The following is a 14,940-nucleotide window of genomic DNA, read 5'->3' on the forward strand; positions in this document are numbered from 1 at the left end:
TGTGGACGGCCGCGGCTATCTTCGTACTGGATCGACCGCATCGTTCGAACTCCTCGAATGACTCTGGCCTTGCTCGGTCAGGGCTCGATCTCCTCACCATCGGCCAGCAGTCGCACCGTGAAACCGAACGATGCGGCGGTTCCGCCGATGTTGCGAAGGACGTCCAGCAAGGGCGGCAAGTCCTCGGATCGGTCGGCGGCTGCCGTGATCTCTAAGATGATGGCCGTGCCGCTCGCACGGTTACTCCCTGATTCGGTCATTGTCTATCCCTTTAGGTTTCTTCTCGCGCAATCTCATTCGGCTCAAGCGCGAAGAACGAGATCGCAGCATTGCTCGGAACGTTCAGCTGCTTCCGCGCCCCCTCGGATATGAGCCGATATGCCTCCTGCCGTGTGCGCATTTCGTGGGCAATGCCTTCGCAGGTGGCGGTGTTTCCGGGCCAGCTGAATGTGATGATGTAGTGCATGGCCGGCAGGTTCGTGGTCATGACTCACGCTCGATGGCAACGATGTCGAATGAGATCGGCGCGTCCTCGCAGGCTTCGAGGAACTTGGCTTTGACGACCTCCGAGGGGAGGTCGTCGTCCTCGTGGACGTGGAGGGTGACGAGGTAGGTCGGCATCATTCCACCACCGAAATATCGAGCCCGAGAGAGCCGTTCGCCGATCCGGCGATGAACGTGCCCGAATTCAGCGCGTGCTGCACCTCGGCGATCTCCTGGCGAACCTCGGCAGTGGCATCGGGAAACCAGGGTGTGACGGTCTCAGTGAAGTCCGCGCTGTCGATGGTGGCGGTCTGGCCGGTGTGGATGTAGGTGACGATGATCATGAGTTGGTCCTGAATATTGTTGTGTGGTAATGCTTTTCGGGTTTACTCTGCCTAGCCTCCGGTAATGTTGGCCTTATCGGCGGTCAGTGATGATGCCGCAGCGCGCCAGTTCGGCTTTCACCTCGGCCTGCATCCGGCATTGGCGCTCGTAATCTGCGCGGGACATGACATCCGGCGGGCAACCGCAGGACCGGACTGTTCGCCACCCCGCGCAGTGCTTCCAGACCGAGATCATCGCGGCCGGTTTCCGTACACAGCACTTCGCGGCGGGCGACGGGTGCATGTGTCCGCTGATACTTGGTGCGGGACATCGGTCGAATCTCCTTATAGGCTCAGACGCGGTCGGCATCAGTCCAGCCACCTGGAGGTGGGCTGAACATTTCCAGCCGCTTCGGCGGCAACCCGGCAGCCTTGCGACGCGCTCGGGTTACGGCACCACGCTTCGCCGCCTCCGACCGCCGAGCTGCGGTCCGGGCGCGAACGTCGGCAGCCGCGAAATCCCCGAGGGCGGATTTGACCGCGCGATGCCGAGGGGTCAAGGTCCAGACCTTCGTTGCGCGGCGAATTCTGTCCAGCTCGGCATCTTCGGCCTTCAGCGCTTCCCGGGTCATGGTGCGCGGGTCGGGCTGCTGCGGGCCGACGAACTCGGGGAGTTCGGGCATGGGAGCACGCTCAGGCTTGCGTGTCGTCGATGCGAAGCCCGGCACTTCACCACCGGCTGCACGGATAAGCGAGCGCGTGGCAGACGCCAACCCCGGCAACAACCCCCCGTTCTAGTCTTGCGTCGCGCCCGGCACGGGCCGGGCGCGGTGTTGATCACTAGACCAACCAACCTTGGTCATCACCCCTTACCTGAAAACGCCAGCTCGATGATCAGACCGGCTACGACAACGCTGAAAGCCCCGGCGATCCACCAGCCCGAACCCGGCTTGAATTGAGCGCCATACATCCACGCCACCTCCAGCGTGAGGAGTATGAATGACACTGGCATGTAGACGATGCGTGCCAGCATTCTAAAGAGCCACTGCCCGTCAGTCATGGCTTCGCGTCGGCGCTGCTTTTTGAGCAGGGCGCGGTGGAATGCCAGCCTCTCCTCGACCCCCCAGTCCCGCTCGGTCCCGGCTCGTTCCAGGTCGGTCGGGCCACGCGGGTCGTCCTTCTTCACGGCGTTGTCTCCTCGGTTCCGTCCCGCAGTCCTTGCTCCCGGTGGGTGACGAGGTAAGTGCTCATGTCTTGTCCTTCTTCAGGTCTGTGCGTGCGCCGCGGCCGGGGCGCTGCCAGTTGTCGACCGTTTCAGGGAGCCAGCCGACGCGGGCCTTGGGGTCGTTTTCATCCTCGCCGATCTCGCCGTCGTGCGGGGGCAGTCGCTTCTCGACGTAGTACCGATTGATGGTGCCGTAGGCCAGTCCTCGGCGTTTGGCGAATCCGCGTAGCGACAGCAGCTTGATCACCTCCATGACTTTACATTGGGTCTTCACATTACATTGACTCCAATGTATAGTAAGACGCATCAGCAGGACAGGCAAGGAGCCCCCCGATGCACAACCTCGACATCACCAAAGGAATCGCCTCATTCGCCGATAGCCGGACCGACGCCTGGCACCAGCTGGGACAGCAGGTCGGTCACGCCATGACCGCGGCCGAAGCGATGCGTGAAGCTCGCCTGGCCGGATGGAACGTGCGGAAGATGCCGCTGGTCATCCCCCAGCAGCCGGTTATCACCGATGACGGTGTCACCACCCCGCCGCCGATCCCGGTCACCGGCAAGTACGCCACCGTCCGCACCAACCCCGTCACCGGCACAATCGACTACCTGGGCGTGGTGGGCGAGACCTACCGGCCGTTCCAAAACGAGCAGAGCTGCGAACTGCTCGATGCGCTCGTGTCCGAGTCCGGCGCGCACTTCGAGACCGCAGGGGCTCTGCGTGAGGGACGCGAAACTTTCGTGACGATGAAGCTGCCCGAAGCGATGACCCTCACCGGCCACGACGGCTCCCGTGACCGCACCGACTTCTACATCGCGGCGTTGAACAGCCACGACGGCACGTCGGCATTCCGGTTCCTGATCACCCCGATCCGGATCGTGTGCGCCAACACCCAGACCGCCGCCGTCCGGCACGCGAAGGCCTCGTTCTCGATCTGGCACACCGACGGAGCGACCCGCGCCATCGCCCAGGCCCGGCAGGCATTGGGGCTCACCTTCGCTTACATGGAGGAGTTCGAGGCCGAATGCCGGTCGCTGCTTCAGCAGGAGATCTCCGCGTCCCGGGTGGAGAAGCTGGCCGCGAACCTGTTCGCCGTCGACCAGGCGACGAGCGAGCAGCAGGCCGACAATCGTCGCAAGCATGCAGGCGGGATCGTGAAGCTGTTCATCGAATCGCCGACGGTGCGTCCGTTCGCCGGGACGAAACTCGGTGCCTACAACGCCGTCACCGAGTACGCCGATCACGTGATGGACGTGCGTGGGAAGAAGGCATCGGCGGCGGACCTTCGGGCGATGCGAACACTGACCTCGGCCACGGTCCGCGATCTCAAGCTCAACGCCTTCCGGATGCTGCAAACCGTCTAGCCGTTTGCATCGCGCCCGGCACAGCCGGGCGCGGTGTTGACCACTAGAACCGCTCAGCAACACTTGGGCACCCGACAGAGGAACGACAAATGCATCCCCTCGACCAGGTCTTCGGCCTCATCGACCAGTACGCCCCCGGCAAGCGACTGTGGGTCGAGCGGGTCGCCGCCGAGTTCGACCGCAAGCGCGGGTACGGCCAGCTGCGACCCGGCGATCAGCAGTACCTGCGCGAGTTTCGGCTGCACTGCGAGGACCTCGAGTTCGATCGCCAGGAGCGCGAGCTGCAGGCGTACCGCATCGACGCCGACCTCGCCGAGGGCTTCGCCGAGGACCGCCGCGACTACCACCTGCTTGGCGTCTTCGCTGGCCGGGTGCTCGATGACCGGTTCGGCAAAATCCGCCCCCGCTAGAACCTCAACCAGCACAGGAGAATTCGATGACTGATGGCGTGCCGCCTCAAGATCCGACCGACCCCGGCACTCGCAGCCCGGTCATCGAACTCGCCCATGCCCCGATCCGCTACTCGACTTTCGAGGATCAGCGCTACGCCAACCAGGTGACGCGGGTGTGGTCTGACAGCGGCCAGTTGTTTGCCGAACTGGCGAACTGGCCCGTCGACGTCCTTGGCGTGGTGGAGCATTACGTGTTCGCCCGTAGCGTCTGCTCGGAACGGAAGTCCCCTCCGTGGCAGTGGGTGGTCGACGGGCAGGTGACTCATGGGGAAGTCGCCCCGAACGTGGGCGCGCAGCTAGACGACGCTGCATCGGCGGCCCGACTGCCGCTGCGGTGCGACCACCCGTGGCACTGACCCCAACGCGACTTGACCGAGGCCACAACGGTTGTGGCCGAGTGGGAGCAACGACGCTCCCGCGAAAACTCCCCACACTCTCCGCCCGAGGATCGACGATGCCCAGCCCGCGACCCGTCCGCCTGACCGACCGACATGACATGTATGACCACGGCACGCTCGTGGAGGTCGTCACTGTCGATGACGGCATGGTCTACGCCACCGCCAGCAAGCTCGTCGGCGCGCCCGGGTGGATGGTCGAGATGGCCGGTAACCCGTACCCGACCCCCGTCCGCACGAAGCGGGACGCGGTGAGGTTGTTGCGGCGATGGGTGACCGGCCGCCTGTCCTAGGATTCGTTGACATGTCAGACGAACCTCGCCTATGTGGCCGTTGCAGCATTGTAGGCCGCGATCCCCAGCCTGTCGGTCCCGGCGGCCAGGCGTGCGCACAGTGCATCGCCGAGATCCGCGCCAACAACGAACGCGACTGGGGCGGCGGACTCGAGTAGAGGAGTCACTCGTCGGCGAGGTCGATGCGCAGCCGCGGGTCGGCCAGCATCGCATCGATCATTGATGCCGAGTGCCAGTCGGCCGCCGCGCGAGCGGCCTTGCGCGCCATCGGGATGTCGGTTCCCTCGTGAGGGAACAGATGCTGGGCGGCAAGGTCGAGCAGGATCCGGCGCGCCTTCAGCTGGCGCCGCTGACGGCTGAGAGGAAGCGGGCCGCGGCCAGCGAGGAAGTTTTGGAGCGTCATCTGGGATCTCCTGTCATGTATCGGGCGGGAAAGTCTTTGTAGTGCTGGCGGATTCGTTCCTCTAACTGGTTCAGGCGCGCCCGTTCCGCGCGTAGCTCGTTCAGCAGTGCGAGGGTGCCGCCGTCCGGTCCGAGCCATACCCGCGCCCAGTCGCTCAGGTCCGGCGGGTAGTCGCCCGCCTCGTAGCTGTAGGGGATGGCGTGCGCGATCTCGGCCAGCTGTTCGTCGGTGAGGCGGTTCGCCATCACGCGTCCCCTCCAAGCATCTTTCGCATCCCGTTCAAGGTCCGGAAGAACGTGACTACCGTCCGGATTGGCCACCAGGCCCGCCTCGGCGGCTCCTCGTGATAGCCGTCGTCCACCACGGCCTCGAACCGCTCGGCGAGCGCTTGCCGTTCGGCCTCGATGTCCTCGCGGCGGCGGTGGCTGGTGTACAGCGATTCCAGGAACGGGCCGAACTGGGGTTCGGGTCCGGCCGTGGTCATCCGGTCACCTTCTGGAGTCGATCGGCGCTGAATGCCGGACCGGTGACCTTCAGGCAGATCTCGCAGGAGCATTCCCCTGGCTTGAGCCCGACAGTGCCGAGCGCGCCGCGTCGGGCAGCCTCAGCGAGGTAGGAGAGAGTGCTAACCGGCATCGGCGGCCTCCGCGGCGATGCGGGCGAGCGCTCGAGGGACGGTCGTGCCGTTGACGATCAACGTCGGCGCGACACGGCGGGCGACGGCGAGAGCGGTGTCACGGTCGAACCGGAACCGATCCAGCCATTCGTCGGTGCGCTCGGACGGGATGGACTCCCAGTCCGGCTTGCCGTTGATGTCGTAGCAGCGTTTCAGTCGGCGCACCGCCCAGCGGCCACGACCGGTGTACTCCACATGGACGGAGAACAGGTGCGCTTCGAAGTGGTCGATCGGTAGGCAGGTGACGGTGTAGCGGGACGCGTGAACGCCCACTGGGATTCCCGATGGCCAGTCCGCTTCGAAGAATTCCACGAAGTCGTCTGCCGGATCGTGGTCAGCCATCCAGCTCGCCTTCCGGATTGCGAGCAGATCGGACTTCGCGGCCGGCGCCCTCGGAAACCGACACGCGTTCGATCATGCCGAGAATCTTCTTGCCGTCCTCGATCTGCTGCTCGGCGTCCTCGTCGTTCGGCTGACGAGTCCAGCGTTCCGCTTCGCGGGAGATGCTGGCGATCAGGGCGTGCGCGGCGGCCAGTTCGCGGCGCAGCTTCTGCACCGTCTCGAATTCGAGTTCGGCGAGCTGCGCGCCCATCTCGTCCATCATTCGTTCGCGTTCGGCGTTCTCAGCCTTCAGCGCTCGCAGCCGCGGCAGGATCGCCTCGTCGTCATCGGTGCCCAACAGCGTCCCCACCTCGGTGGCAAGCGTTTCCCAGTGCCGCAGGAGGCGGGCGTCGGACTCCCAGCGGGTCAGGATCTCACCGAGCTTGTTGCGTGCCCATGCGATCAGCTCGGCGTCGAATTCGCCGCAATAATCGGCTCGCTGCACATCCTCACCGTCGCGCACCTCCCACATATCCAGGTGTCGCCCGACAGTCCACGGCGGTGGCATCGCCGCGGCCAGCAGCCTTCTGCCCTCGGCGATCAGGTCCCGGTCATTCGGTGGCATCGGCTGGTTCCTTCCTCGCGCTGGCGCACAGTCCGCACAGCGGCAGCGCGTCGATGTCAGGTTGAGTGAGGTCACCGCGCATCGTCGGCTGGCCCGGCCGCAGCGCGTCCCGATGGCAGCGGGTCTCGGCGCGGTCGGTCGGGTGCGGATGGTGGCGTTTGCGCGCCGACCAGGTGGTGACATCCACGCCCGGTTGAAGGTCAGTCGGCATCGGCGGCACCGCCTCCACGGATCGGCGTCCACGTCCGGTAGCCCCGGCGCGGAGGCCCCGGTTCGGCATCCGCCCGCCAAGGGCACTCGTTGCACGGACGCTTCTGGTGACGCAGCGGGACAGTCATTCGGCACCGCGCTTGCGGAGCTGTTCCATGTCGTGGATGAAACGGATCGCCATCGCCGCGACCTGCCGCGCCTCCTGGGCCGCCTCGGGCCACCGGTTCGCTTTGATGTCGTCCCACATCTCGTCGACCTCCTCGCGGAGGATCGCCCATCCCTCGTGCATCGAGTTCATCGGCGGAAACTTGGCGATAGCGCGGTTGAGTTCGGCCAAGACTTCCCCTGCGATGGCGTGGTGAGCCACCGACAGCTGCGTCGGGGCTGGCTCGTGAGCGATGCCGTGCATCATTCGGCCGCCCATTCCCGGTGTACTCATTGCTGGTTCTCCCTTTCGATTGTTTGCTGGGCGCGGGCGCTCAAGGTGGTGCGCTCGGAGTAGTCGTTCGTCGTCACCCGCGTGGCCAGATGCGGCTTGCAGATCGGGCACGGGACGGGTTCGTCCGCGAGCGGGCCAGTCAGCCAACCGCGGCGGCACTCGTGATCAGGGCGCGGCTCTCCGGTGCGATCGAGCGTCATCGCCACACCTCCGGCCCGATCACGCGCGTGGGCAGGCCAAGCTCGTCCGCTGCGTCGAGGCAGTCCCACGTCCCCTTCGACAAGGCGCGATCCCACGACGACGGCAAACCAACAGCCGTGTCGGCATCCGAGTACGCGCGGCACATCGCCCGATTGCGGATCGGCCCGGCCGCGCGACCGTAACGCGCCCAATCCGCCTCGAACACACGCCAATCCGACCGCGCAAGGTGCGCCGCGCACCACCCTCGGACATAGCCATCCACGCCACTCGGGCAATCCCCGACTGCCACGAACAACGCCTTCGCGGCTTCGTGGGCCAGGGCTTGCTCCCGTTCCAACTCGGCCACCACCACGCGCCGCAGACGCAGGTGATTGATCCGGGTCCCCATGAAGATCACCAATCGGTAGCCGTTCACGACAGCGCTTTCCGATCTGCGAGGTCTCGGACCAGGCGCAGCACTTCAGCACGATGTTCCGGGCTAGCCGGTGGCGCCTCCAGCGCCGCCTGGTGCGCCTTCTCGCGTTCAGCGCGGTCGCGCCGAATCTCCCGCGCATGCCGGATCAGATGGGTCGGCATCGCCCGCTCCGCCGATTCGACGTAGTGACGCGTCACCGCCTCCAGCAAATCCGGCAGCTCGAGGTCGTAGCGGGAGAACGCCTCCGCCCACCCCACCGCGAGCGCCTTGTCCGGGCGGCTGAACGACGGATCGAAGCACGCGCACTTGGCGAGCACCTGAGCAGCTTCGGCGGGTGTGCTCATTGCTGAATCGCTTTCTGCTGGTAGGGATCCAAAGCCGTCACGGCGCCGTCGAATTCGTTGGCCACGTCCATCCAGCCGCGGGCTTTCGCGGTGGCCGCGCCCTCGACGGACGCCGCCGCGGTCCGGCGATTGTGTTCCTCGATCGCTTTCGAACGGAGCTGGTCGTATTTCTCCCGGAATTTCGGCATCGACATGACGTTCGATTTCCAGAACGGATCCGCTTGGCACCAGTCGATGAGCGCCATCGCTCGATTGAGTTCGATGCCGTCCCGGTCGAGCAGCAGACGCGCCTCGGTGCGCCACTTCTCGGTGATCGTGGGTTTGCGGTTGCCGTTGGCGACAACGAGTTCCTGGAGCCGGAGGCAGAGGGCTTCGACGTCCTCGCGGATCGGCTCGTCCTGCTTCGGCGGCTTCGCCGACGAAGAACTCTTCGAAGAAGAGTTCTCTTCTGTTCCTCTGTTCCTCTGTTCCGGGCGCGAGGATCGAGCGACAGTCTCGCGAGGGTGTCGCGAGGATTCGCGCGGTTCTCCATCCTGGCTGGTAGGGAGCGGATATCGAGCCCTGTTGGGCTTGTCGACGCGCTGGTGCCTCCCCCACCCTGTGACGTACAAGAACGCCTTCCCCTCGACCGTGTATCGCTCGATCAGACCTCGTTCCGCGAACGTAGAAAGCGCTTCCGCAACCCTCTCGAAGGTCTCGCGAGGTTCCCGCTCCACATCCGCGGCGAAGAGATCCGCACAGATCGCCGCGAGCTTGTCGAGGCCGACTCCGTTGTCATCTACGTAGGACCACAAGCCGATGAAGACCAGGCGCTCGTGCCAGGTCAGTCTGTCGATGTCGTCGGAGCGCCAGAACTCGGGCTTGATAGATCTGATCCGCATTACCCACGCTCCAGGTTGCACGGCATGCACAGCACGCGCAGGTTCTCGATGGTGTCCGGACCGCCATCACGGAACCGGATGATGTGATCAAGCGACAACGCTTCAGTCGCTCCGCAGAACTGGCAGCGAAAACCGTCGCGCTGCATCACCGCGAGACGCACGGCGGCGGGGATGTTCCTGCTCCGCTCGACAATCCGGGGCCAGTCGACGAATCGCCATCCATCCATTGATGGGGTCCAGAGGTCAGCTTCGACGAGCGCATCCGCGAGGGATGCCGAAGCGCCGAACAGTTCGATCACTCCGGCCGGTACGGCGCCGTCGTTGGCATTGCCCAAGCACCAGCTGAGAGACAGGCCCCACAACCCCATTGCCTCGCACCGGCGCGCACGCGGAATCCGCATCGTCTTCTTGTGGCTGTGCATCTTGTCGTCGATCCGGCCCCATGCCATTAGTCGCGGGCCTCCTTCGTCAGCTCCCCTCCGGAGCACCCTTCCGGCCCGCCGATGAACAGGTAGGCGTGGACATGACCCTGGACGTCCTGATCTGGGATGAAGGACTGGTCGTCGTAGTAGACCGTGAAACCCGCTGCGCGCAGGGCGTCAGCGACTTTCGGAACGCACACCGGGTGCGCCGAAATCCGGGCGCTGAATCGGCATCTGGTCACTGTTCGGCCTCCTTCGCCAACTCAGCAATGGCGGCCGCGAAAGCCTCCCGGTCTCCCGGCTCCTCCCGGCGCACCACCCAACCCGACTCGATTTCCTTGTCGCGATCGGCTTTTCGTGGCGTGAACTTCTTGTGTGCTTGCTGGACCGTGGCTCGGGTGCGTGGCTTCCAGCCGATGACGCCTTCCACCCGGCCCTGTGGGTCGACCATCACCCAGCCGGGAGGCTTGCGGATCAGCTCCGACCATTCGCGCGTACCGATGTCTTCAGCGCTCATGCAGAAACCTCCTCACGCAGATGCGATCCCAGCTCGGTCAGCATTCGCGTCGCCCGCTCCGGCCGCGGAAACAGGCCCTCCTGCGGCGGCTCCGGCTTCGGACGCGGTTCGCCACCCCCGCCCCCAGGCGCCCGGAATTCGATGCAGTGATAGTCCTGCGGCTGCTCCTGCTCCAACCACTCGACCGGCGTCTTCTGCGAGCAGATCGCCACGGCGATCAGCGGGCATCCGGTATTGGCGATCCCGTTGCGGTATGGGGCATCACGCAGGCAACTGGCGCACCAGGCAGCCTCCCAGTACTCCCAGGAGCTGCCGTTGCTGAAGGCTGGCGTCGGGCGGGCATCGCGTTCGATCTCCTCGAAGGACCTCACGGCGCACCTCCTTGACGCTTGTCAGCCGCTTCCCATTCGCGATACAAGCGGCGTCGTTCCGACATGGTCAGCAGCACCGCGCGATCCAAGATCGCTACAACTCGCGCCGCCGGGGCGGTGAACGTCTCGACGGAGTCCTCGGTCGACCGCGCCAGCTCGCCCATCGGCTCCACGCGGTACAGATCGCCGCGGCCCCACAGGGAGGCGTAATGCTTGGCGTACAACCGATTCGGCGTCAAGTAGACGCGATCGGCATGTTGCGACGGCCCATCCATGCCGAGATGCGCTTCACCGCGGGCGCGGGCCTCGCACCATGGGCAGCCGTCATGATGGCGGCGGCCGTGGCCGGGCTCGATGACCTCGCCCACTCGCAAATCGGGGACGCCGCCATGGAACAGTCGCGGGCTCATGCCGCGCCTCCCTTGGCCGGCTTCATGCCGCCGAAGTCGTCGAGCAGTACGTGGCCGTGCAGGCCGGACACGATCGCGGTTTTCGCGGGGATCTCGCCGTGTTCGAGATGGAAGCCCGAGTCGTGCGCGGCAGCCGGGCGGCGCCCCACCCACCCGTGGCAGCCGCGAGTGCCATCGCCGCACGTCGCGACACAGTTCGATGCCGTCCAAGGGCCGCCCTGGGATCGGTTGCGGCGATGGTGGACCGATTCGGCGCGGGCGGCCCCGCAGATCTCGCACCAGCCGCCGGAGCGTTTCCTGACCAGCTTTCGAGTCTTCGACTCGCCGGGGTTCCTCGGCTTCCGGCGCCGCGGCTGAACCTTCGGCAACGTTTGCCGCACAAAGTCTTTCGCCAGATTCTTGGGTGACGGGTGGACGGTCATGCCCCGTGCACCCCGCTTCCGGCCAGCGCGGCTTCCGAGCGGATCGTGGCACCGTAGGTGCGGCCGACATCAATCCGCGTCTGCAGAGTGCGAATGGTGCGCTGGAGACCGCGGACTCCCGCCTCGGCCACCTCGGCCGCCAGGCGCAGCTCGGGCGTGGCGACGATCGCCTTGCACTTGCGGGCGTCGACCGAGCCTTCTGCCTTCAGGAACTCCTGTGCCTCGGCGAGCTTCGCCGCCTCCCGGGCGTTGACGGCGGCCACATCGGCCTCGTTCAGGTCTTTGGTCCGCTCGTCGAGTTCACGGGAAAGCCTCGATAGTTGGAGGACGACGTCGTTGGCGTTTTGCGGGACCGCGCTCATTCGTCACCGTCCTCTCGGTCGATCTCGTCGTTGCCGAGTGAGACCTGCTTCTCCACGCCGTCCTGCATGTCCGTCGGCGCGTCCTCTGCGACCTGGTCGGGCATGACCAATGTGCCCATCACCAGCGCCGACAACTGGCCCTTGTTGTAGAGCGAGAGCCCGAATTGGTCGCCGAGGTTGATCGCGGCGCGCTTCTTCGCCAGTGAGATCGCGCTTTTGAAGGCGAGATCGTGTGCGTCGCCGCGGGTCTGGTTCTGTGCCGTGGCTGTCGAACCGTCCTCGTAGTGGGCGAGCTCGTTGCCGTGCGGGTCCTTCACCGTCAGCCGCACCATGGCCCGATAGCAGGCATCCCAGCGCCCCGAGGGTTCGCCTTGTTTGTTGACCCGTGGTTCCTCGAAGACCAACTCGACGTACCGAACATCGGTGTCGAAGTTGCCGAATCCGAAGACCCTGATCAGATGCGCGGTTATGTCCTGCTGGGAGACGTGCGCATGGCCCTTGCCGTCCTTCAATACCCTGTTCGGGTGAATCGGCTTGAGTAGTTGCGTGATCTGCTTGAGGTTGAGCCTCACCACGGCACCCCCACTTGCAGCGGCCGGGGCTCGGCGCCCCTACGTTTGAACGCATTCCGCAGTTCGTCGATATCGCGAGCCACCCGCGCCGCCCGCATCCCCAGTCCCAAATCGAGCTCGTAGAAGCGGACCCGCGGCTGTGATTGCATGATCGGGAAGTGCACGAGTAGCCCTGTTGCGGTGTCGAGGTCAGGGTGAATCGGGCGGCGCTCCCCCGTCTCCTGGTCGTACACCACCGAATGGGCGAGTGCGGCGACCTGCGTTGTCACTGACATCGGATAGCGGACATCCCATTTCCCGGTCTTGAGGTCCGACACCAGGACGCGGCCGTCCGGCAGACGAAGCAGGTAATCCAGCGAGCCCGCCCGTTGCAGTTCATCATTGACCACGAACAGTTCCTGGCGCAGGAATCGGATCGGCGCCATCGCCGACTTGTATTCGTCCAGAAGCGGTTTCAGGTGATCCTGGACCAGGCGCGGCTCTTGGCCGCGGTTCACCAACTCACCAAGCTTGTGAAATTCCGTCCCCGCCGCCGCGGCCACATGCTGCCCGGCGGTGGCGCGCGCCTGCTCGACCGCAGCCTTCAGCCGGTCCTTGCCCGAGTTAGCGAAGCCGCCCTCTTCCGCGTTCCACGGGTCGCCGTCGAATTCGTTGATCAGCGTGACGATTTCCGACCGCGCTGCCGGGTCGAGCATCACCCCCACAGCAGCCTGGGCGGCAGCCCAATCGACCAGACCTTCCTTGCTATCGAGGGACTTCGCGACCGCTGACATCCGCGCGTACGGGATCGCGTCCTCGGAATACCACCACCGCTTCGGCTTCCCACGCCGGTCCTTACCCTCGCGCCACTCCCCAGTCAACGGCCCCGCGCCTGGCGGCATCACCCATGGTTGGTCGAGATGGTTGCGCTTGATCGTGTGATCAGTGATCGGTCTCTCCCCTCGCGTGCGCGACGATCGCTTTGAGCGCGTCGGCGAATTGGTCGATAGCGTCGAGCGAATGCATGGACCCGTACACCGGAGTCACACCGGTCTCGTCGTCCTCGTAACCGAGCAGCCGAATCCGGCCGGACGGGTCGAGTTCGGCCACGGCGCAAGAGAATCCGTCGCGCAACGTGACGCGGTAGTCCTCGGCGTCGATGATTAGGCTTCGCACGACAGCACCCGCCCTTGCGCGTCCGCGATCCGGAACTCAACGATCGCCCGCGCCCGCTCCTCCAGCACCGACAGCGGCGAGTCGTAATCCACCCAGGCCGCCAGGCACATCAGTAGCTGCGCCATCCGCTCCGGGAACCACGCGCACTCGGCCGCCAGACCGCGGTACATCTGCAATAGCGGTTGGGAGCGCAGGTCGTCGCAGATCATCAGGGCGTTCGCGGCGATCTCGTCGTGATCGTGGTAGCGGGCGGTCACGCTGACACCCCCTTGGCGATGCCCTCCAGTTGCTCGAACGCGCGAGTCAGATCTGTCCGGCCCCCGCTGTCGCCGAGGTCCACGCCAGCCCAGATGCCCGACTCCGCCCCAAGGTCGATGGCCTGCTGCGCGCATTTGGCTCGGACGGGGCAGTGGGTTATGCACACCTGCATGGCCTCGGCTGCGCGCGACCGCCTGGTGCCGCTGCGGTCGCGGGGCGGGAACCACAAGTGCGGCGACTGCCTACAGGGTGCCTGCATCCATTGATCACTCAATTTGCCCGTCCCCCTTTGCTTCTCGCGTGCTTTCGGCACCGTTCGCACACCACGAAGCCTCGGCCGCTCAAAACGGATCCCACGCGGCGTGGAAGCACCGCACCCAAACCCGCTGGTTGCGCGCGGTTTCGATGTTCTCGTCGCGCAAATCACTGGATGCGCAGCCGAGGCAGCCGCGTGGATGTGAGTCGTCGGTCACGTCGGCATACAGCGTCGCATCGACGATGCGGCGGACCGTCATCCCAGTAAGCGGCGGGTAGAGGCGCTGAATCCCCGCGAAGGACAGCCCGCGGCGATGCAATTGCAGGATCTCGCGGACCTGCTGGTCCGTGAGCTTTCGCGGGCGGCTCACAGCGCCCCCAGGTCGTCGGCTATCCGCCAGTCGCGCGCACGGTCGGGATCCTCGGGAACGTCTTGGCCGTCTTCATCGAGATCAACGGAGCCGCAGGAGTATTCGCCGTCGCGCGGCTGGGTGACGATGGCGATGAGTGCCACGAGCAGCACGGCCCCGATCACCGAGGCCGTCACCCAGCCGAGCAGCGGCAGCCACAAGCCGCTCACCGCGCCGCCCCCTTCATCAAGGTCTCCAGGACATCGGCCACCGACGACGTCCACACGGCCTCGTACGGCTCGAGCCGCCGCAACTCCGCGATGTAGTCGACGATCCGCGACCTCAACGGATCCGGGCGCAACGCGTCGGCGAGCGCGTCGCCGACCGCGGCCACGATCTGCTCAACAGCGCGCTGTACAGCCGGGTCGCAGGCAGGCGACGGTTCCTCGGGCTCCTCGACTGGGGCACGCAACCAGCCTTTGAGGCCGTCCACGACGCCGTCCCACACTCCGTCGTGGTCGGTATGCCAGTTCCGTGAATCTCGGACCGTTCCAGCCGTATCCGTGATGACATAGGAGCCGGGAATTCCCTTGTCCGACCAGTGGACGGCGATCACCCATCCGCCGCGGGTGAAGTGCGTTCCCGCCAGCACAGAGTTGACGGCCCAGCCCAGCGTCCGCGCTTCCCGCTCGATGGCTTCACGCACGGTGAGCGCCTTCTCAGCAGCAGTCATCAGACGACCTCTCGGATCGGATATGTGGGTAGTTGAATTCACATGGGCCACAAGCGCAGTGC

At 65.5% G+C, this 14,940-nt stretch carries 37 protein-coding genes; 4 read left to right on the forward strand and 33 right to left on the reverse strand.

Annotated elements, in window-relative coordinates; translation table 11 throughout:
- Nucleotides 1-77 precede the first annotated feature (77 nt).
- The 7 genes from NDR87_RS18720 to NDR87_RS18750 all read right to left on the reverse strand — a co-directional run bounded on the left by NDR87_RS18720 (nucleotide 78) and on the right by NDR87_RS18750 (nucleotide 2,278).
- Nucleotides 78-260 carry a hypothetical protein gene (locus tag NDR87_RS18720; protein WP_251914575.1) on the reverse strand — a complete coding sequence of 61 codons (183 nt, stop codon included), beginning with the start codon at nucleotides 258-260 and terminating at the stop codon, nucleotides 78-80.
- An 11-nt stretch (nucleotides 261-271) separates the two neighbouring features.
- Entirely contained in the window at nucleotides 272-487 is a 216-nt protein-coding gene (locus NDR87_RS18725; protein ID WP_251914574.1) for a hypothetical protein, read from the reverse strand.
- The gene (locus tag NDR87_RS18730) at nucleotides 484-624 is read right to left on the reverse strand and encodes a hypothetical protein (protein WP_251914573.1); all 141 of its coding nucleotides are present in this window, start codon (nucleotides 622-624) and stop codon (nucleotides 484-486) included. The genes NDR87_RS18725 and NDR87_RS18730 overlap by 4 nt, the downstream gene beginning before the upstream one ends.
- On the reverse strand, nucleotides 621-827 hold the full coding sequence (locus NDR87_RS18735; RefSeq protein ID WP_251914572.1) for a hypothetical protein: 207 nt from the start codon (nucleotides 825-827) through the stop codon (nucleotides 621-623). The genes NDR87_RS18730 and NDR87_RS18735 overlap by 4 nt, the downstream gene beginning before the upstream one ends.
- A gap of 332 nt (nucleotides 828-1,159) precedes the next feature.
- The gene (locus tag NDR87_RS18740; protein ID WP_251914571.1) at nucleotides 1,160-1,489 is read right to left on the reverse strand and encodes a hypothetical protein; all 330 of its coding nucleotides are present in this window, start codon (nucleotides 1,487-1,489) and stop codon (nucleotides 1,160-1,162) included.
- A gap of 179 nt (nucleotides 1,490-1,668) precedes the next feature.
- Nucleotides 1,669-1,992: a hypothetical protein gene (locus NDR87_RS18745; protein WP_251914570.1), complete on the reverse strand. Its 324-nt coding sequence runs from the start codon at nucleotides 1,990-1,992 to the stop codon at nucleotides 1,669-1,671.
- A gap of 61 nt (nucleotides 1,993-2,053) precedes the next feature.
- Nucleotides 2,054-2,278: a hypothetical protein gene (locus NDR87_RS18750; RefSeq protein ID WP_251914569.1), complete on the reverse strand. Its 225-nt coding sequence runs from the start codon at nucleotides 2,276-2,278 to the stop codon at nucleotides 2,054-2,056.
- Nucleotides 2,279-2,364: 86 nt separating this feature from the next.
- On the opposite strand from NDR87_RS18750, the gene NDR87_RS18755 reads away from it, so the two are divergent.
- The 4 genes from NDR87_RS18755 (at nucleotide 2,365) to NDR87_RS18770 (ending at nucleotide 4,536) form a co-directional block, all read left to right on the forward strand.
- Nucleotides 2,365-3,396 (forward strand): DUF932 domain-containing protein, encoded by a 1,032-nt coding sequence (locus tag NDR87_RS18755; RefSeq protein WP_251914568.1) that lies wholly within the window; start codon nucleotides 2,365-2,367, stop codon nucleotides 3,394-3,396.
- Nucleotides 3,397-3,485: 89 nt separating this feature from the next.
- Entirely contained in the window at nucleotides 3,486-3,806 is a 321-nt protein-coding gene (locus NDR87_RS18760; protein ID WP_251914567.1) for a hypothetical protein, read from the forward strand.
- Nucleotides 3,807-3,832: 26 nt separating this feature from the next.
- Nucleotides 3,833-4,204, forward strand: a complete 372-nt coding sequence (locus NDR87_RS18765; RefSeq protein WP_251914566.1) for a hypothetical protein — start codon at nucleotides 3,833-3,835, stop codon at nucleotides 4,202-4,204.
- Nucleotides 4,205-4,302: 98 nt separating this feature from the next.
- Nucleotides 4,303-4,536 (forward strand): hypothetical protein, encoded by a 234-nt coding sequence (locus NDR87_RS18770; protein ID WP_251914565.1) that lies wholly within the window; start codon nucleotides 4,303-4,305, stop codon nucleotides 4,534-4,536.
- 163 nt (nucleotides 4,537-4,699) lie between these two features.
- Here the strand turns inward: NDR87_RS18770 and NDR87_RS18775 are convergent, their stop codons facing one another.
- The 26 genes from NDR87_RS18775 to NDR87_RS18895 form a co-directional block, all read right to left on the reverse strand.
- Nucleotides 4,700-4,939: a hypothetical protein gene (locus NDR87_RS18775; RefSeq protein ID WP_251914564.1), complete on the reverse strand. Its 240-nt coding sequence runs from the start codon at nucleotides 4,937-4,939 to the stop codon at nucleotides 4,700-4,702.
- Entirely contained in the window at nucleotides 4,936-5,187 is a 252-nt protein-coding gene (locus NDR87_RS18780) for a hypothetical protein (RefSeq protein ID WP_251914563.1), read from the reverse strand. Before NDR87_RS18780 ends, NDR87_RS18775 begins: the two co-directional genes overlap by 4 nt.
- On the reverse strand, nucleotides 5,184-5,423 hold the full coding sequence (locus NDR87_RS18785) for a hypothetical protein (protein ID WP_251914562.1): 240 nt from the start codon (nucleotides 5,421-5,423) through the stop codon (nucleotides 5,184-5,186). The genes NDR87_RS18780 and NDR87_RS18785 overlap by 4 nt, the downstream gene beginning before the upstream one ends.
- Before the next feature lie 141 nt (nucleotides 5,424-5,564).
- Nucleotides 5,565-5,957: a hypothetical protein gene (locus NDR87_RS18790; RefSeq protein WP_251914561.1), complete on the reverse strand. Its 393-nt coding sequence runs from the start codon at nucleotides 5,955-5,957 to the stop codon at nucleotides 5,565-5,567.
- Nucleotides 5,950-6,459, reverse strand: coding sequence for a hypothetical protein (locus tag NDR87_RS18795; protein ID WP_251914560.1), 510 nt, complete (start codon nucleotides 6,457-6,459; stop codon nucleotides 5,950-5,952). Before NDR87_RS18795 ends, NDR87_RS18790 begins: the two co-directional genes overlap by 8 nt.
- 88 nt (nucleotides 6,460-6,547) lie before the next feature.
- On the reverse strand, nucleotides 6,548-6,772 hold the full coding sequence (locus NDR87_RS18800; protein WP_251914559.1) for a hypothetical protein: 225 nt from the start codon (nucleotides 6,770-6,772) through the stop codon (nucleotides 6,548-6,550).
- A gap of 123 nt (nucleotides 6,773-6,895) precedes the next feature.
- Entirely contained in the window at nucleotides 6,896-7,183 is a 288-nt protein-coding gene (locus tag NDR87_RS18805; protein WP_251914558.1) for a hypothetical protein, read from the reverse strand.
- Between the two features lie 23 nt (nucleotides 7,184-7,206).
- Entirely contained in the window at nucleotides 7,207-7,410 is a 204-nt protein-coding gene (locus tag NDR87_RS18810) for a hypothetical protein (RefSeq protein ID WP_251914557.1), read from the reverse strand.
- Entirely contained in the window at nucleotides 7,407-7,826 is a 420-nt protein-coding gene (locus tag NDR87_RS18815; protein ID WP_251914556.1) for a hypothetical protein, read from the reverse strand. The genes NDR87_RS18810 and NDR87_RS18815 overlap by 4 nt, the downstream gene beginning before the upstream one ends.
- Complete coding sequence (locus tag NDR87_RS18820) at nucleotides 7,823-8,170, reverse strand: hypothetical protein (protein ID WP_251914555.1); 348 nt, start codon at nucleotides 8,168-8,170, stop codon at nucleotides 7,823-7,825. The genes NDR87_RS18815 and NDR87_RS18820 overlap by 4 nt, the downstream gene beginning before the upstream one ends.
- Entirely contained in the window at nucleotides 8,167-9,051 is an 885-nt protein-coding gene (locus NDR87_RS18825) for a hypothetical protein (RefSeq protein WP_251914554.1), read from the reverse strand. The genes NDR87_RS18820 and NDR87_RS18825 overlap by 4 nt, the downstream gene beginning before the upstream one ends.
- Nucleotides 9,051-9,500, reverse strand: coding sequence for an HNH endonuclease (locus NDR87_RS18830; protein ID WP_251914553.1), 450 nt, complete (start codon nucleotides 9,498-9,500; stop codon nucleotides 9,051-9,053). The genes NDR87_RS18825 and NDR87_RS18830 overlap by 1 nt, the downstream gene beginning before the upstream one ends.
- Entirely contained in the window at nucleotides 9,500-9,715 is a 216-nt protein-coding gene (locus NDR87_RS18835) for a hypothetical protein (protein WP_251914552.1), read from the reverse strand. Before NDR87_RS18835 ends, NDR87_RS18830 begins: the two co-directional genes overlap by 1 nt.
- On the reverse strand, nucleotides 9,712-9,990 hold the full coding sequence (locus NDR87_RS18840; RefSeq protein WP_251914551.1) for a hypothetical protein: 279 nt from the start codon (nucleotides 9,988-9,990) through the stop codon (nucleotides 9,712-9,714). Before NDR87_RS18840 ends, NDR87_RS18835 begins: the two co-directional genes overlap by 4 nt.
- A complete protein-coding gene (locus NDR87_RS18845; RefSeq protein ID WP_251914550.1) occupies nucleotides 9,987-10,361 on the reverse strand; it encodes a hypothetical protein in 375 nt (124 codons plus the stop codon). Before NDR87_RS18845 ends, NDR87_RS18840 begins: the two co-directional genes overlap by 4 nt.
- Nucleotides 10,358-10,771, reverse strand: a complete 414-nt coding sequence (locus NDR87_RS18850; RefSeq protein WP_251914549.1) for a hypothetical protein — start codon at nucleotides 10,769-10,771, stop codon at nucleotides 10,358-10,360. Before NDR87_RS18850 ends, NDR87_RS18845 begins: the two co-directional genes overlap by 4 nt.
- On the reverse strand, nucleotides 10,768-11,193 hold the full coding sequence (locus tag NDR87_RS18855) for an HNH endonuclease (protein ID WP_251914548.1): 426 nt from the start codon (nucleotides 11,191-11,193) through the stop codon (nucleotides 10,768-10,770). The genes NDR87_RS18850 and NDR87_RS18855 overlap by 4 nt, the downstream gene beginning before the upstream one ends.
- On the reverse strand, nucleotides 11,190-11,555 hold the full coding sequence (locus NDR87_RS18860; protein ID WP_251914547.1) for a hypothetical protein: 366 nt from the start codon (nucleotides 11,553-11,555) through the stop codon (nucleotides 11,190-11,192). The genes NDR87_RS18855 and NDR87_RS18860 overlap by 4 nt, the downstream gene beginning before the upstream one ends.
- Nucleotides 11,552-12,127, reverse strand: a complete 576-nt coding sequence (locus NDR87_RS18865; RefSeq protein WP_251914546.1) for a Rad52/Rad22 family DNA repair protein — start codon at nucleotides 12,125-12,127, stop codon at nucleotides 11,552-11,554. The genes NDR87_RS18860 and NDR87_RS18865 overlap by 4 nt, the downstream gene beginning before the upstream one ends.
- Entirely contained in the window at nucleotides 12,124-12,900 is a 777-nt protein-coding gene (locus tag NDR87_RS18870) for a hypothetical protein (RefSeq protein ID WP_251914545.1), read from the reverse strand. The genes NDR87_RS18865 and NDR87_RS18870 overlap by 4 nt, the downstream gene beginning before the upstream one ends.
- Before the next feature lie 148 nt (nucleotides 12,901-13,048).
- A complete protein-coding gene (locus NDR87_RS18875) occupies nucleotides 13,049-13,282 on the reverse strand; it encodes a hypothetical protein (RefSeq protein ID WP_251914544.1) in 234 nt (77 codons plus the stop codon).
- Nucleotides 13,270-13,539 (reverse strand): hypothetical protein, encoded by a 270-nt coding sequence (locus NDR87_RS18880; RefSeq protein ID WP_251914543.1) that lies wholly within the window; start codon nucleotides 13,537-13,539, stop codon nucleotides 13,270-13,272. The genes NDR87_RS18875 and NDR87_RS18880 overlap by 13 nt, the downstream gene beginning before the upstream one ends.
- Nucleotides 13,536-13,799, reverse strand: coding sequence for a WhiB family transcriptional regulator (locus NDR87_RS37905; protein WP_372494230.1), 264 nt, complete (start codon nucleotides 13,797-13,799; stop codon nucleotides 13,536-13,538). The genes NDR87_RS18880 and NDR87_RS37905 overlap by 4 nt, the downstream gene beginning before the upstream one ends.
- Before the next feature lie 82 nt (nucleotides 13,800-13,881).
- Nucleotides 13,882-14,166 (reverse strand): hypothetical protein, encoded by a 285-nt coding sequence (locus NDR87_RS18885; protein ID WP_251914542.1) that lies wholly within the window; start codon nucleotides 14,164-14,166, stop codon nucleotides 13,882-13,884.
- The gene (locus tag NDR87_RS18890) at nucleotides 14,163-14,375 is read right to left on the reverse strand and encodes a hypothetical protein (RefSeq protein ID WP_251914541.1); all 213 of its coding nucleotides are present in this window, start codon (nucleotides 14,373-14,375) and stop codon (nucleotides 14,163-14,165) included. The genes NDR87_RS18885 and NDR87_RS18890 overlap by 4 nt, the downstream gene beginning before the upstream one ends.
- Nucleotides 14,372-14,878: a hypothetical protein gene (locus tag NDR87_RS18895; protein ID WP_251914540.1), complete on the reverse strand. Its 507-nt coding sequence runs from the start codon at nucleotides 14,876-14,878 to the stop codon at nucleotides 14,372-14,374. Before NDR87_RS18895 ends, NDR87_RS18890 begins: the two co-directional genes overlap by 4 nt.
- Nucleotides 14,879-14,940: the final 62 nt, after the last annotated feature.

Origin of the sequence: Nocardia sp. CDC159 (assembly GCF_023740735.1) — a bacterium.
Lineage (GTDB): Bacteria > Actinomycetota > Actinomycetes > Mycobacteriales > Mycobacteriaceae > Nocardia > Nocardia pulmonis.

Bases quoted from the DNA above. Each gene is read 5' to 3' on its own strand.
- NDR87_RS18850 (WP_251914549.1), bottom strand. From the start codon at position 10,771: ATGAGCCCGCGACTGTTCCATGGCGGCGTCCCCGATTTGCGAGTGGGC.
- NDR87_RS18790 (WP_251914561.1), bottom strand. From the start codon at position 5,957: ATGGCTGACCACGATCCGGCAGACGACTTCGTGGAATTCTTCGAAGCG.
- NDR87_RS18830 (WP_251914553.1), bottom strand. From the start codon at position 9,500: ATGGCATGGGGCCGGATCGACGACAAGATGCACAGCCACAAGAAGACG.
- NDR87_RS18820 (WP_251914555.1), bottom strand. From the start codon at position 8,170: ATGAGCACACCCGCCGAAGCTGCTCAGGTGCTCGCCAAGTGCGCGTGC.
- NDR87_RS18870 (WP_251914545.1), bottom strand. From the start codon at position 12,900: ATGTCAGCGGTCGCGAAGTCCCTCGATAGCAAGGAAGGTCTGGTCGAT.
- NDR87_RS18740 (WP_251914571.1), bottom strand. From the start codon at position 1,489: ATGCCCGAACTCCCCGAGTTCGTCGGCCCGCAGCAGCCCGACCCGCGC.
- NDR87_RS18725 (WP_251914574.1), bottom strand. From the start codon at position 487: ATGACCACGAACCTGCCGGCCATGCACTACATCATCACATTCAGCTGG.
- NDR87_RS18775 (WP_251914564.1), bottom strand. From the start codon at position 4,939: ATGACGCTCCAAAACTTCCTCGCTGGCCGCGGCCCGCTTCCTCTCAGC.
- NDR87_RS18785 (WP_251914562.1), bottom strand. From the start codon at position 5,423: ATGACCACGGCCGGACCCGAACCCCAGTTCGGCCCGTTCCTGGAATCG.
- NDR87_RS18770 (WP_251914565.1), top strand. From the start codon at position 4,303: ATGCCCAGCCCGCGACCCGTCCGCCTGACCGACCGACATGACATGTAT.
- NDR87_RS18860 (WP_251914547.1), bottom strand. From the start codon at position 11,555: ATGAGCGCGGTCCCGCAAAACGCCAACGACGTCGTCCTCCAACTATCG.
- NDR87_RS18805 (WP_251914558.1), bottom strand. From the start codon at position 7,183: ATGATGCACGGCATCGCTCACGAGCCAGCCCCGACGCAGCTGTCGGTG.
- NDR87_RS37905 (WP_372494230.1), bottom strand. From the start codon at position 13,799: ATGCAGGCACCCTGTAGGCAGTCGCCGCACTTGTGGTTCCCGCCCCGC.
- NDR87_RS18895 (WP_251914540.1), bottom strand. From the start codon at position 14,878: ATGACTGCTGCTGAGAAGGCGCTCACCGTGCGTGAAGCCATCGAGCGG.
- NDR87_RS18730 (WP_251914573.1), bottom strand. From the start codon at position 624: ATGATGCCGACCTACCTCGTCACCCTCCACGTCCACGAGGACGACGAC.
- NDR87_RS18755 (WP_251914568.1), top strand. From the start codon at position 2,365: ATGCACAACCTCGACATCACCAAAGGAATCGCCTCATTCGCCGATAGC.
- NDR87_RS18800 (WP_251914559.1), bottom strand. From the start codon at position 6,772: ATGCCGACTGACCTTCAACCGGGCGTGGATGTCACCACCTGGTCGGCG.
- NDR87_RS18855 (WP_251914548.1), bottom strand. From the start codon at position 11,193: ATGACCGTCCACCCGTCACCCAAGAATCTGGCGAAAGACTTTGTGCGG.
- NDR87_RS18810 (WP_251914557.1), bottom strand. From the start codon at position 7,410: ATGACGCTCGATCGCACCGGAGAGCCGCGCCCTGATCACGAGTGCCGC.
- NDR87_RS18825 (WP_251914554.1), bottom strand. From the start codon at position 9,051: ATGCGGATCAGATCTATCAAGCCCGAGTTCTGGCGCTCCGACGACATC.
- NDR87_RS18765 (WP_251914566.1), top strand. From the start codon at position 3,833: ATGACTGATGGCGTGCCGCCTCAAGATCCGACCGACCCCGGCACTCGC.
- NDR87_RS18840 (WP_251914551.1), bottom strand. From the start codon at position 9,990: ATGAGCGCTGAAGACATCGGTACGCGCGAATGGTCGGAGCTGATCCGC.
- NDR87_RS18735 (WP_251914572.1), bottom strand. From the start codon at position 827: ATGATCATCGTCACCTACATCCACACCGGCCAGACCGCCACCATCGAC.
- NDR87_RS18720 (WP_251914575.1), bottom strand. From the start codon at position 260: ATGACCGAATCAGGGAGTAACCGTGCGAGCGGCACGGCCATCATCTTA.
- NDR87_RS18760 (WP_251914567.1), top strand. From the start codon at position 3,486: ATGCATCCCCTCGACCAGGTCTTCGGCCTCATCGACCAGTACGCCCCC.